At 39.6% G+C, this 14191-nt stretch carries 13 protein-coding genes; 4 read left to right on the forward strand and 9 right to left on the reverse strand.

Going from position 1 to position 14191, the window contains the following annotated elements:
* Positions 1-136: 136 nt before the first annotated feature.
* Positions 137-799, reverse strand: a complete 663-nt coding sequence (locus OZX68_06265) for a hypothetical protein (protein ID WEV60519.1) — start codon at positions 797-799, stop codon at positions 137-139.
* Between the two features lie 147 nt (positions 800-946).
* Entirely contained in the window at positions 947-1543 is a 597-nt protein-coding gene (locus tag OZX68_06270; protein ID WEV60520.1) for an ATP-dependent Clp protease proteolytic subunit, read from the reverse strand.
* Positions 1544-1729: 186 nt separating this feature from the next.
* Between OZX68_06270 and OZX68_06275 the strand changes: the two genes are divergently transcribed.
* The gene (locus OZX68_06275) at positions 1730-2260 is read left to right on the forward strand and encodes a hypothetical protein (protein ID WEV60521.1); all 531 of its coding nucleotides are present in this window, start codon (positions 1730-1732) and stop codon (positions 2258-2260) included.
* Positions 2261-2300: 40 nt separating this feature from the next.
* On the opposite strand, the gene ftsY is transcribed toward OZX68_06275, so the two are convergent.
* The 7 genes from ftsY to yycF form a co-directional block, all read right to left on the reverse strand.
* Positions 2301-3482, reverse strand: a complete 1182-nt coding sequence (ftsY, locus tag OZX68_06280) for a signal recognition particle-docking protein FtsY (GenBank protein ID WEV60522.1) — start codon at positions 3480-3482, stop codon at positions 2301-2303.
* A gap of 43 nt (positions 3483-3525) precedes the next feature.
* Positions 3526-4320: a Cof-type HAD-IIB family hydrolase gene (locus tag OZX68_06285; protein WEV60523.1), complete on the reverse strand. Its 795-nt coding sequence runs from the start codon at positions 4318-4320 to the stop codon at positions 3526-3528.
* Positions 4321-4330: 10 nt separating this feature from the next.
* A complete protein-coding gene (smc, locus tag OZX68_06290; protein WEV60524.1) occupies positions 4331-7861 on the reverse strand; it encodes a chromosome segregation protein SMC in 3531 nt (1176 codons plus the stop codon).
* Positions 7861-8601 (reverse strand): ribonuclease III, encoded by a 741-nt coding sequence (gene rnc, locus OZX68_06295; protein WEV60525.1) that lies wholly within the window; start codon positions 8599-8601, stop codon positions 7861-7863. The genes smc and rnc overlap by 1 nt, the downstream gene beginning before the upstream one ends.
* A 68-nt stretch (positions 8602-8669) precedes the next feature.
* Positions 8670-9473, reverse strand: a complete 804-nt coding sequence (locus OZX68_06300) for an MBL fold metallo-hydrolase (protein ID WEV60526.1) — start codon at positions 9471-9473, stop codon at positions 8670-8672.
* Positions 9474-9502: 29 nt separating this feature from the next.
* Positions 9503-10927, reverse strand: a complete 1425-nt coding sequence (locus tag OZX68_06305; GenBank protein ID WEV60527.1) for an ATP-binding protein — start codon at positions 10925-10927, stop codon at positions 9503-9505.
* A gap of 6 nt (positions 10928-10933) precedes the next feature.
* On the reverse strand, positions 10934-11650 hold the full coding sequence (yycF, locus tag OZX68_06310; protein WEV60528.1) for a response regulator YycF: 717 nt from the start codon (positions 11648-11650) through the stop codon (positions 10934-10936).
* A gap of 193 nt (positions 11651-11843) precedes the next feature.
* Here yycF and OZX68_06315 point away from each other — a divergent pair, with 193 nt between their 5' ends.
* Genes OZX68_06315 through OZX68_06325 form a run of 3 tightly spaced genes read left to right on the forward strand, consistent with a single transcriptional unit; the run spans position 11844 to position 14165 of the window.
* On the forward strand, positions 11844-12584 hold the full coding sequence (locus tag OZX68_06315; GenBank protein WEV60529.1) for an amino acid ABC transporter ATP-binding protein: 741 nt from the start codon (positions 11844-11846) through the stop codon (positions 12582-12584).
* 47 nt (positions 12585-12631) lie between these two features.
* Entirely contained in the window at positions 12632-13459 is an 828-nt protein-coding gene (locus OZX68_06320; protein WEV60530.1) for a transporter substrate-binding domain-containing protein, read from the forward strand.
* Positions 13460-13484: 25 nt separating this feature from the next.
* Positions 13485-14165: an amino acid ABC transporter permease gene (locus tag OZX68_06325; protein WEV60531.1), complete on the forward strand. Its 681-nt coding sequence runs from the start codon at positions 13485-13487 to the stop codon at positions 14163-14165.
* The last annotated feature ends 26 nt before the right edge of the window (positions 14166-14191 follow it).

Consider the following 14191-nt stretch of genomic DNA (forward strand, 5'->3'; position numbering starts at 1 on the left):
TTTATATTAAGCCAATTCCACTGGATTGATCTACTTATTGCGAAAAAAGACCTCCAAGGGAGGTCTTAAACATATTTACTGGTAAGATAAAAAATAGCTACCGGGAAAAATTATTTTAAGAAGAAAGATTTTTCTTTTATCCTACAATCTGCCAACTTCCATCATTTTTTACAAAACAAGGGAAAGTACCACCATACTCGCCTGGATAATTTTTTAGGACAACATTAACTGTAATTCCATTCTTATTTTTCATACCTGTGCTAAGGAGTAAGCCATATTTTTCATCATATTCTTTCAGACCTTCTCTAATAATTCTCATAGCTACTTCTTCATTTAAGCTTGATGAATCAACGGGAAAAGACGCCTTTCCACGTGAACGACGGGGCAAACCATCTTCCCTAGCTGGTAACTCTGCATCAATTGCATCTATCTCCTCATCAGTCATACTTACCCCGTTATACTCCTCATTGCGGGCAATATCTTCTGGGGTCAACCCAGCATTATAGTCTACTTCCTTGGATCCATCGCTTGAAGTGACTGTATCTCCACTATTTTCTTGGTTAGGTGAAACTATAGCAATTGCTTCCTGGCTTGCCTTGTCTTCTACTAAATCAAGGTCCTCACTTTTATCTTCATTGACCTGAATGTCTTTATTACTAGATTTATTGGCTGTATTTTCATTAGTCAGCCCAGATTTTTCAGTTTTTACCTCGTTCATAGTTTTGACTTCAGATGTCTTGTGATTGCCACAAGCAGTAAGAATAACGACTGAAGATAAGATAAATAGATACTTTTTCATTTTTGCTCCTTATAAGTTTTTATCTAAGTTTTTATCGTTTTATGATATAAAAATCACAAATAACCCCATAATTATAGCTTTTTATCTGCTAAAAACAAAATTTTTACCAGATAAAAAAGACTCCTCACTCGAGGAATCTTTCATATCTTATTTTAACTTATTATTTTCCATGATTTGATCAATAAAACCATAGTCAAGTGTTTCTTCAGCACTCATCCAGTTATCACGCTCAGCGTCCTTATTAACACGCTCAATTGGTTGACCTGAATTTTCGGCAAGAATTTTTTCCAAGGTATTACGGGTTTTTAGTAGGTGTTCTGCAGCAATGGCCATGTCAGTCTGCTGGGTTCCACCACCAGTACCACCCATTGGTTGGTGAATCATATATTCAGCATGAGGTAGCATGAAACGTTTACCAGGAGTCCCACTAGAAGCGATAATGGTTCCCATTGAAGCAGCCATTCCCATAACGATTGTTTGAACGTCTGACTTAATGAAGTTCATGGTATCAACAATAGCAAGACCAGCCGATACAGAACCACCAGGTGTGTTTACATAAAGGTAGATGTCCTTTGTGCTATCTTGAGCGTCTAGGAAAAGAAGTTGGGCAATGATGGAATTGGCCATATTATCTTCAACCTCACCAGTAAGCATGATGATACGGTCCTTTAAAAGACGTGAGTAGATATCATAAGCACGCTCTCCGCGGCTTGATTGTTCAATAACTGTAGGTACTAGATTCATAATTTTCTCCTTTTTAGTTTAGTAAAAATTAGCATGGTCACAAATCTCAAGCGACCTTTTTGTTAATTTTACACTTTTGGTCAAGAATGGTCAAATAGTTCGTGTTACGAGGGACAATTATTTTACCTCTACTTTTAAACTAGCTCCCACTAGCCTAGGGCCCAATAATAATGGTATAATTTCCACATGAATATCCAAATTATCTTATCAATTTTAGCCGGCATGCTGCTGGGCATTGTAGGGATGGGACTTGGTTTTTACCTCTACCACCTCTATGACGAAAATCGCTACAAAAAACAACTGGCCATCGACAAAAAATTAAAGGAGCTTGAAGTAAGAAATATCTTAAATAAGAAGATTAATGAACTTTTAAATCGTCCCCTGGACACGGGAAATGATCTTCTAATCATCCCCCAAAAGGATATTAAAATCCCCTTCTATGACTATAATTTTCTTAAGAATTTCACTTCCATGTATAACCTTTACCTGCCTGCCTACTTCCTTGAAACCTTCTTTAAGGACTTATCACACAGGCTTGCAACCTATTCAGATGAAGATGACATGAAAAATGGGGGCTATATCTTTAAGGATGCAAGGATTATCCTTGAAAATTTCTCCAAGGAAGTGACCCACGACATGAAAAAGAAGCAAAAGGAGCTCGAAAAACTCGCAAATATCTACCCAAGTATCCTGAAAAAGCAGTATTTTGACCTCTAATAAAAATGAAGACCACGGGTCTTCATTTTTATTTTGTCTTTTATAGTAGTGATGAGAAAACGCCAACGACAAAGTTTTCTGGTGAAAAATCTTCTAAATCATCAATCTTCTCACCCAGTCCAACGAGTTTAACGGGAATCTTAAGGGTACTTTCAATGGCAAAAACAATACCACCCTTGGCACTTCCATCAAGCTTGGTCAAAATAATTCCTGTCAAAGGAGCCACGCTTGAAAACTGCTTGGCTTGCTCAATCGCATTTTGCCCAGTCGTTGCATCAACTGCAAGCAGGGTCTCATGAGGAGCACTTGGAACCTCCCTTTGGATAATTCTAATTATTTTTTCAAGTTCCTTCATCAGATGGTCCTTGTTTTGTAAACGCCCTGCTGTATCAATTAAAAGAACATCATATCCTTCATCACGGGCCCTTTTAACTGCATCAAAGACTACACTTGCAGGGTCTCCCCCTTCCCGTCCAACAACGACAGGAACTTGACTCCTTTGACCCCACTCAACCAATTGGTCAGTAGCACCAGCTCTAAAGGTATCAGCAGCTGCTAGGAGAACCTTCTTACCTTCCAGGCGGTAGCGATTTGCAAGCTTACCGATGGTTGTTGTTTTACCAACACCATTTACCCCCACAAAGATAAAGACAGAAAGCCCGTCCTTTTGAAGGTTTAGGCTGTGATTTAAGCCATTATCATCCAAGGTGTCAGCAAGCTTTTCAATGATGACATTTTTTACATCCTCACGCTTCTTAGCGTTCTTAAACCTGACTTCTTCCCTTAATTCTTCAGCAATATCTAGGGATAATTCATAACCCACATCGCTTAAAATCAAAGCCTCTTCAACCTCTTCAAAGAATTCTTCGTCTACTCCCCTAAAGTTTGCCATAAGGGCATTAAACCTATCCCCAAAGGAGCGGCTTGTCTTCTTAAGTGACTTTTGATATTTTTCTTCAAGTTTTTCTTCAGGCTCAATTTTTACTGGCTGATGAGCTTCTTCAAGCCCAAGCTTTTTATCTTCTACAGGAGCTAGACTACCAATAGACTGATCACTAGGAGCCTCTTTCTCCTCCTGAATAAAAGCCTGGAAACTTTCATTAGCAGAAGATGCATTCAAGTCTTCTGATTGATTAGAAGGTGATTCTAAAGGAGCTTCCTCAACCTGCTCCTCTTTTTTATCCTTGTTTTTTCTTTTAAATAATTTATCAAATAAGCCCATAATATCCTCCTTCTTAAATTAAGCTAAATTTTACCTACAAAATTTATAAAATATACTCTTCAATTGCCCAGGCAACACCATCTTGATCATTTGTCAGAGGAATCGTGTGATTAGCTAAGTCTTTTATCAAATCAACTGCATTAGCCATAGCCATCCCGTATCCTGCCCATTCAATCATCGACCGGTCATTTTCTTCATCACCTATGGCCATAACCTCTGATTGATCAATATTTAAGATGTCAATTAGCCCCTTAAGGCCTGTCGCCTTAACCACACCCTTGGGCATAACCTCAAAAATTATATCCCTTGATTTAAAGGATTCAAAAGAGCTTGCTAATTTTGTTTGGAGCTCTTTAACATGGCTGTCAAGAATCTCAGCCTCTGCACAGAAAATAGCCTTATTATAGATACGATCAGACGGTAAATCCTCAACCGATGATTCAAAATAGTTAAGGGCTGGATTAATCTTCCTGTAGTCAGTCGGCCCATCAAGTTCATAGACCCTGTCATCGCTTAAGATTGAAAGAGGCAGACCAAAACTTGAACCCAGCTTATGAATTTCCTTAATTTCAGCAAGACTTAGGGAAGACTTACTTAAAATCTCGCCTGTATTCCTTTGGACCAAGCCCCCATTGAAGGTAATACTGTATTCGTCTGGGTCAATTAAATCCAAATCCTCTAGGAGGTATTTAATCGATGTCAAAGGTCGGCCTGTGGTAATAACTAGTTTGACCCCTTTTTTTCTAGCCTCATCAAGGGCCCATCTGTTTTTATCAGATACCTTTTTTTGACTATCTAAAAGAGTTCCATCTAAATCAAGGGCCAGTAATTTTATCATCTTATCTCCTCTAACTATCTTCTTTTATATCTTGCAACTTGACTGATACAATTTTTGAAATCCCAAATTCCTGCATGGTTACCCCATAAATGGAGTCAGCAGCAGCCATGGTTCCCTTTCTATGGGTGACCACAATAAATTGATTGGCTCCGTCAAAATGAGTCATGTAATTTCCAAAACGCTTAACATTTGCTTCATCAAGAGCCGCTTCAACCTCATCTAGGACAACAAAAGGTACCGTTTTAACCTTTAAGATGGCAAACAAGAGGGCCAGGGCTGTTAAGGATTTTTCTCCCCCACTCATTAGATTAAGGCTTAGAAGTTTTTTGCCTGGTGGTTGGACAACAATCTCAATACCAGCTTCAAGAAGATTATCACTAGTCAGCTCAAGGTCGGCCTGCCCACCATCAAACATCTGTTCAAATGTCTTCTTAAAGCTTTCTCTCACGGCTTCAAAGGTGTTTTTAAAACGAATTTTAACCTCATCATCCATCTCAAGGATGGTATCAAGGAGCATCTCCTTTGACCTTAGGAGGTCATCTTTTTGGGTGCTTAAAAATTCATACCTGCCACTAACCTCATCATACTGACTAATAGCATCTAGGTTAACAGTCCCAAGAGCTCTGATTTGCTTTTCAAGCTCCCTAAGTTCAAGCTCGCAAAGCTTTAAATCTTCCAGATCTTGAGCCTGATTTTTAGCTTCCTCAAAACTCATTTGATAACTATCAGTTAGGATAAGCTGCTTGTCCATGAGGTATTTTTTTGACTGTTCAAGCTCAAGTTCAAGTCTTGTGTGACTGTCCCCGTACTCTTCCCGGGCCTTGATATTTTTACTACTTAAATCATCAAGGTCATCAAGCTGGCCTTGAAGGTCATCAAGCTCAAACTTGATCTGAATAATTTTGTGGTCACAAGCAGTAAGCCTGGTTTCAACTTCAGAAAGTCTGACTGAATACTTATCCCTGTCTTCTAGGCTTAATTTTCCACTTTCAGTAAGGCTCTTCTGATAATTTGAAATTTGTTCCTTGAGGTCAAAAATCATCTCTTCAAGGCCTTCTTTTTCTGACAGCCTAAACTTGATTTCACTTGTAATCTCAGTAAGTTTCAAGTGACTGGTCTGAATTTTCTCCTTGAGACCTTCCTTCATTTCCTTAAGGCTGGTCTGATTTTTTTTCAGATTCTCTATTTCTTGGGTGATCTTAACTTTTTCAAGTCTTAAGCTCTCAAGCTGAATCTTAATACTCTCTGCCTGCTCAGCCAAGGCATTAAGCTCTAGGGACTTGTCCTTTGAAGTTAACCTTGCAAGCTGGGCTTCAAGTTTTTTCTTCTCTTCCATTAAGTGTTCAACCTTTAAGGTCTTCTCTTGTTTTTTAAGACGTGCATCTTGAGTTGAACTACTATTTTGTTCAAGTTTGCTAAGGAGGTCTTGGCCCCTTTCTTGAATCTTTTTAACATCTTGCTCCAAGGCCTTTAACTCAGATTCCAAGGAAGGCAATAATTTTTTCAGATTTTTAATCTCAGCCTGGGTAAAGGTGGTTGAATTTTTCCTATTCGAACCACCCGAGTAGGAACCACCTGGCATCAAAATAGTGCCATCCAAGGTGACTATTTTGAATTTATAGTCCATAGATCTTGCAATCTGGCTGGCATTTTCTATAGTATCAACCACCACTGTTGTTCCAAGAAGGCTTGAAAGGGCTGGCTCGATTTTTTCTTGAAAATGAATCAAATCAAGGGCCAGACCAACAAATCCGGCCAGGTCTCTAAGCTTATCCAGATGATTCTGCGACAATTGCCTGGCTTTAATTGTTGTTAAAGGCAGGAAGGTTGCCCGTCCGCTCTTACTCTCCTTAAGAAAATTAATGGCTTGTTGGGCAGAAGCTTCATCTTCAACAATCAGATTTTGGGCACTGCCGCCTAGAGCAACTTCAAGGGCTGTCGAATATTTGCTGTCAAAGCTAATTAAGTCGGCAACAGGTCCTATGATACCACCAATTTTTGAGGCATGATTAAGAACAGCCTTAACCCCTTGATAGTAATTGCTGTGGTTGGCCTGAATATTTTCAAGACTTTCAAGCTTGGCCCTTTGACTTTTAAGTTGGTCAAGCTTATCAAACATTAGATTTTGGGCTCTTTGGAAGTTCCTGTCAATCTCTTCCCTCCTTTGAATAAGAGCCTTCTTATCGTCTGAAAGCTCAGCAAGGAGTTCGCTTGTTTGGTCAACTTCCTTTTGGCTACTAATGAGCTGGATTTTGTTTTGTCCATAAGCTTCTTCAAGCTCTTTTGAACTATCATCTTGCTCCCTTGATGCCCTTAAAATATTTTCTACATCTGAATCATTTTTGACCAGTTGATTATTTAGACTGGCCTCTTGGTCGACCAGACTTACATAAGCCTGCCTGAGCTCTTCCATGACAAGCTCTGGATCATCTGAATATCTGTCCTCTTCATGCTCAAGTTTTTTGATGGCTGAAAGAAGGGTGTCTTTTTCCGCTTCATTTTTCCCTAAAAGGAACTCAACTTCCTCAAGTTTGCCTTGGTAACCTTCAAGCTTACCGCAAGCTTCCTCCAAGCGACCTTCAAGTTCAGCCTTACTTTTATCAGAAGCATCCTTTTGGCTGTCAAACAGCTCAAGTTTTCCTTGGTAGTCTGCCCTAAGCTTGGTTAGACTAACCACCTCAGTTTGAAGGTCCTCTCGCTCAAGGTTTAGTTTACGTCTGCTATCCTTGATGGATGCAACCTTACCCTCATAGACTGATTTTTTCTGCCTTAAATCTGCTAAAAGACTTGAAATTTCTTCAAAGGCTTCACTTCTAGCTTGGTATTTTATTTTTTCTTCAATAATTTGAGCCACAACAACGGATAGCTCAAGCTCCATCCTCTTACCATCTAGCTGCTTATATTTAAGGGCCTTATCCCTTTGTGCCCTTAGGGGAGCAAGCTGGCTATCTAGCTCATAAATAATGTCTTCCAGGCGGTCGATATTTTCCTGGGTTCCATTAAGTTTACCTTCAGTTTCCTTCTTCCTGGTCTTATACTTTAAAACACCCGCAGCTTCTTCAAAGATTAGCCTACGGTCTTCTGGCTTACTGCTAAAGATTTCTTCGATTTTACCTTGAGAAATTATAGAAAAAGAGTCCCTGCCAAGCCCCGTGTCAGTGAATAAACTATGTACATCCTTCAAGCGAACCTTCTTACCGTTAATCAAGAATTCACTATCACCATTGCGGTAAAGACGTCTTGTAATAGTAAGGTCTTGATCAGCCTTGAGGTACTTATCCTTGTTGTCAAAGCTTACAATAACCTCAGCAAAATTTAGGGCCTTGCGGCTTTCAGTACCTGAGAAGATAACATCTGGCATCTTGGTTCCACGGAGGCTTTTGGCGGACTGCTCCCCAAGAACCCAACGCAAGCCTTCTGCTATATTTGACTTACCAGACCCATTTGGTCCAACAATTGCCGTAATTCCTGCATCAAAATCAATCTTGGTCCTATCAGCAAAAGACTTAAAACCAACCATTTCTATTCTTTTAAGAAACATTAGTCCTCCTTTTTCTGGTTGATAATACTTGTTTCAAGCACCAAATTGTCATTGCTTTCAAGGGCATTTTTAGCCGCAGCCTGCTCAGCATTTTTCTTTGATTTACCTAAACCGTGACCGATCTCATCTCCATTAAGAAAAACTGTAACCTCAAACACTCTTTCGTGGGCTGGTCCGCTCTCCTTAACTACCTGATAGCTGATATCAACATCTCCATTGGCTTGAAGGGCCTCTTGCAGGCTGGTCTTAAAGTCCACAATCTTTTCAAATTCACCACTTTGGATGGTCGGAATAATCACCTGGTAGATGAAGGCTTCTGCTGCCTTAAAGTTCTCATCTAGTAGGAGGGCACCCAAAAATGACTCAAAAAGATTCTCAAGATTGGTATCCCTATTTCTTCCACCACTTTTTTCTTCCCCATGACCTAAGAGAAGGTATTTGTCAAAATTACATTTACGGGCAAAATTGGCAAGACTCTCTGTCCTTACAATATTTGACCTCATTTTTGAAAGTTCACCTTCTGGCCGATCTTCATATTTTTTAAATAAGAATTCTGAAATCGTTAGTCCCAAAACGGCATCTCCAAGAAACTCCAACCTTTCATTATTTGAAGCTTTTGGGAGACGTTGTTCATTTGCATAACTCGAATGGGTAAACGCTTGTTTTAAAAGCTTGAGATTCGTAAAGTTAATTCCGTATTTTTCCTGTAATTCAAGATTTAATTCTTCAATATTATTCATTTTTTTCTCCTCTTTTCTGTATTATATCAAAAAAAACGATTGAATTCTTCAATCGTCTTCCGTCCCTCCTAGATATCAAAAAGGGGACTAGCTTCGATATGGGAGGTGTCATAGATTTTAATTTCTTTTTTAACGTCAATATCATTTTGCATGAGCGTTGTTTCCATGGTCATGTGGGCCAAGTCCTTGATATTATTCTGTTGACTTCTGTGACCCAAAAATATCTTCTTGGTCTTATTACCCAAAACATCAAGTGCTGCACGAGCTCCGTCCTCATTTGATAAGTGTCCATGGTCACTTAAGATACGCTGCTTTATCCGCCAAGGGTAAGAACCCATCCTAAGGATTTCCACATCGTGGTTACTTTCCATCAAATAAGCGTCAGCATTTTCGATGGTTTTAGCCACCCTTTCACTAACGTAGCCTGTATCAGTAAGCATAACAAAACTCTTGTTATCCTTCATAAACCTGTAAAACTGGGGTGCTGCTGCGTCATGGCTGACACCAAAACTTTCAATGTCCAAATCCCCCAAGGTCATGGTCTGACCCAGTTCAAAAATATTTTTTTGCTCACTGGGAATCCGACCACAAGATTCACCAATCGCGTCCCAGGTCGGCTGATTGGCATAAAGATCAAGCTTGTACTTTCTGGCTAGAACACCAAGTCCTGCCACATGATCCTTGTGTTCATGGGTGACCAAGAGGGCATCAACCTCCCCTAAATCTCTACCGATATCTGCCATTAGACCTTCTATTTTTTTACCTGAAAGCCCTGCGTCAACCAAAATCTTCTTCTTGGGACTTTCCAGATAAAAGACGTTCCCACTGCTTCCTGAAGCTAAAATACTGTATTTAAATGCTGAATCTTCCACTACTTTCCTCACTTTAAAAACTGGGGAACTTAGCCCCAGTCATCTTCTTCTGTAACAACCTCTGTTAGGGTTGGATTATAAGGGAGAATGATGGTAAATGTTGTACCATGCTCCCCATCACTAGATGCCCAAATATAGCCGTTATGTAATTTTATCACATCACGCACAATGGCAAGACCTAGACCAGTTCCCCCTTGCTTTCTGTTACGGTCCTTATCAACCCGGTAAAAACGATCAAAAATCTTGGGTAAATCCTTTTTAGGAATCCCTATTCCTTCATCTGTAACCTTGAGTAAAATTTGATTGTTGGTATCTTCCAAGGAAACGGTAATGGTTCCGCCTTCTGGTGAATACTTGATGGCATTATTCATGATATTATCAATAACCTGACCCATCTGGTCGGTATCAATCTCGACCCAAACAGGCTTAAGGGGAATCTTTCTGATAATCTTAATGGTCTTATCAAGTCCCGTACTTACAGACATCTGATCAAAGCGGTTGAGCTGAAAGTGAAGAAAGGCTACGAGATTGACCATCTCCTTGTCAGCAACCATATCCTCCCGGTCCATTCTTGACAGGGTCAAAAGATCGCTAATCATCCTAATCATGCGGTCCGTTTCACCCAAAGACACGGCCAGAAAATTAGGAGCAATCTCAGGATCCATCCAAGCTCCCTCTTCCAAGGCTTCCAGATAACTTTTCACACTGGTTAAAGGAGTTCTCAGTTCGTGAGATACATTGGCTACAAAAAGTCTACGCTCCCGCTCTGCCGTCTCTTGCTCAGTCACATCATGAAGAACAACTACAAGACCCGAAATAAAGCCGTTGTCTCTTCTAAAAAGAGCAAAGTGAAGCTGGATACTTGCATACTCACCCATCTCGTTTTCCCTGTCAATAATAACCTCAGGTGACTGAGTTAGAAGGTCCCTAAAGCTATATTTACTTGATAATTTTAAGACGTCAACTATCCTTTTATTTAATATTTTCTTCTCATTAAGGCCAAGCATGGTCAGGGCTGCAGCATTTGCAGTTACAATTTTACCCCGCCGATCAGTGGCAATAACCCCATCAGTCATATAAGTTAGGATACCATTTAAACGATTATGCTGGCTCTCTAGCGTATCTTGCGTTTTTTCAATCTCCTCACCAAGCCTTACAACATTATCATAAAGCAGGGTTATCTCATTATTACCTGAAATATTTTTACGCTCAGAATAATTTTTATTGGCATAGTCTTCCACCTGCTTGGAGACCTTAAAAATCACACCTGAAAGCCTTTGAGCCACAAAGATTGTAACAACCAGGCAAATCAAGCTAAAAACCATAAAACTTCTATAAAGAATCAAATTTTGGATAAGCAGGTCATAACTAAAGGCTATAAAGATAGAAAAAAGCAGCACGACCGCAAGGGCTGCCTTAAAAACTATCGAATTATAAAATTTTATTTTCTTCACACTTATCTAGTTATCCTTATCATTCTTAGCCTCACTCAGATAATAGCCAACGCCACGACGAGTGGCCACATATTCTGGGCGACTTGGAGTGTCTTCAATTTTTTCCCTCAAACGACGAACAGTTACGTCAACTGTCCTCACATCACCAAAATAATCATAACCCCAAACAGTTTGAAGAAGGTGTTCACGGGTCATAACCTCACCAATATGTTGGGCCAAATAATGAAGGAGCTCAAACTCCCTATGCGTAAGTTCAAGGGGCTCATCCCTTTTGTAGGCCACATATTTTTCTGGAATAATCTTTAGATCCCCAACAATAATTTCTTGCTTGGAATCATCTTCTTGGGCCAAATTTTGGGCGGCCTTAATCCTTCTAAGATTGGCCTTAACCCGGGCTAGGAGCTCACGGTTTGAAAAGGGCTTGGTCACATAATCGTCAGCCCCAAGCTCCAAGCCAATCACCTTGTCAAACTCACTATCCTTAGCCGAAACCATAATGATTGGTATATCACTTGACTTTCTAATCTCACGTGCGACTTCAAGTCCATCAATCTTAGGAAGCATCAAATCAAGAAGAACCAAATCAGGATTCTCCTCATCAAATAATTTGAGGGCCTCTTCGCCATCAAAGGCAGTAATTACCTCGTAACCTTCTTTAGTCAAATTAAATTTTACTATATCACTAATCGGCTTCTCATCATCAACTACCAATATTCTCTTCATAGTCATCCATCCATTCAAATATCTTTTACTTTATTATACATTTTTTTAGAATTTATTACAAAAAAGCTGGTTTAGCCAGTCAATTAGCCTAATTGGTCTAATTGGTCGAATTTTTCTGAATATTTGACGAATTCATATTTTTTTGTTAGAATATGCCAATGTCAGAAAAAGTGACAATAAGAAAGGAGTTTTTATGGCACTCATTGAATTTAAAAATGTAGAAAAGTACTACGGGGATTACCATGCCCTAAAAGATATCAATTTAGAGGTTGAACAGGGACAAGTCGTCGTTCTCCTAGGCCCATCTGGTAGTGGTAAATCAACTCTTATCCGTACCATAAATGCCCTTGAAAAAATTGACTCAGGTGAATTAATCGTAAACGGTCACCATGTCGATTCAGCAAGTGCCCAAGATTTAATTGACCTTCGAAAAGAAGTTGGTATGGTTTTCCAACACTTCAATCTATACCCCCACAAAACCGTCCTTGAAAATGTAACTTTAGCACCAATCAAAGTCCTCAAAGAAAGTAAGGCTGATGCTGAGAAAACTGCCCAAGAATATCTTGAGTATGTAAATATGTGGGATAAAAAAGATAGCTACCCTGGCATGCTTTCTGGTGGACAAAAACAGCGTGTGGCCATCGCCCGCGGTCTTGCCATGCACCCTAAATTGCTTCTTTTTGATGAGCCAACAAGTGCTCTTGACCCAGAGACAATCGGTGATGTTCTTGAGGTTATGCAAAACCTAGCCAAACAAGGTATGAATATGCTTGTTGTAACCCACGAGATGGGCTTTGCCCGTAATGTTGCTGACCGAATTATTTTTATGGCTGACGGTGAAATCTTACAAGATACAACCGACGTTGAAGGATTCTTTGATAATCCTACTGAAGAGCGTGCCAAACAATTCCTAGGTCAAATCATTTCCCACTAATTCGATTGGTTACTAATTTTTAAAGTATTATAAATCAAAAAGGAGGAATGATGAAAAAATTTAAAAAACCGCTGATGATTTTCACTGGATTCCTGGTCGCCTTATCTTTAGCTGCCTGTAGCTCATCTACCAAAACAAGCTCAGATGGTGCAAGCTCAACCAGTAAGGCCTTAGATAAGATAAAGGAAAGTAAAAAATTCAGAGTCGGTGTTAAGCAGGACGTACCAAACTTTGGTTTTAAAGATCCAGAAACTGGTAAATTCTCAGGAATTGAAATTGAGCTAGCACAAATGATTGCTGACGAGCTTGGAGCAAAACCTGAGTATGTTCCTGTAACTGCTCAAACAAGGGGACCACTTCTTGACAACAACCAGATTGATGCCGTGCTTGCAACATTTACCATTACCGATGAAAGAAAATTAACCTACAACTTTACAGAGCCTTACTTTACAGATGAAGCTGGCTTCTTGGTTAAAAAGAAATATGGTTACGAGAGCATCAAAGACCTTGACGGTAAAACAATCGGGGTTGCCCAATCATCAAGTACCAAAAAGAACCTTGAAAAACTAGCCCAAGAAAATGGGATTAGCTTCAAGTACACTGAGCTTTCAGACTATCCAACCCTTAAATTATCTTTAACAGCTGGAAGAATTGATGCCTTTGCTGTTGATAAGTCAATCCTTACAGGTTATGTGGACGGAGAAACTGAAATCCTAGACATTGGATTTGCTCCACAGAAATACGGGATTGCAAGTAAAAAATCAAGTACCGATTTAAACGACTATATGAATCAATTGCTTGAAAAATGGAAGACAGACGGTACTCTTGACAAGTTATATACTAAATATAATTTAAAGGATGCCTCAAACAAATAAGCATCTATCTTAGAAAGGAGTTTTTATGAGCCCATTTGCTCTTGAACGTTGGCAGGCACTATTCAATGACTTTGGTATCTTTGGTAAAGCATTTTTATATACCTTAGCAATATCAATCTGTGCCCTCATCCTTGCCTTGGCCCTTGGAATCATCTTTGGTTCCATGTCAGCAAGTAAAAATAAATTTCTCAAGGGAGTTTCTAGGGTCTATGTTGAACTTTATCAAAATATTCCCCTCCTTATCCAATTTGTTGTCGTTTATTATGGTTTCCCTATAGTGAATGAACATCTCATGCTAAGTGCCTTTTGGACAGCTGTGCTCTGTGTGGGACTTTACCACGGAGCTTACATTTCAGAAGTTATCAGAAGTGGGATTGAAGCTGTACCTCGCGGACAACTTGAAGCTGCTGAGTCACAAGGCTTCTCCTATCAGGAATCAATGAGATTAATTATTCTGCCACAGGCGATAAGGATGATTATCCCGCCACTTACCAACCAGGTTGTTAACCTAATTAAGAATACTTCAACCATCGCCCTAATCGGTGGTGCAGATCTAATTTTTACAGCCAAAAGCTGGTCATCAGGAAACTTAAGCTTTATTCCAGCCTTTATCGCTGTTGGTGTTCTCTACTTTATCCTTTGCTTCCCTCTTGCTACATATGGTCGCAAAATTGAAGAGAGAAATAAAGATTCTTACAGCATTTGATGACTTTCATCAATAGAAAGGAGACT

Source organism: Streptococcaceae bacterium ESL0729 (assembly GCA_029391995.1).
Lineage (GTDB): Bacteria > Bacillota > Bacilli > Lactobacillales > Streptococcaceae > Floricoccus.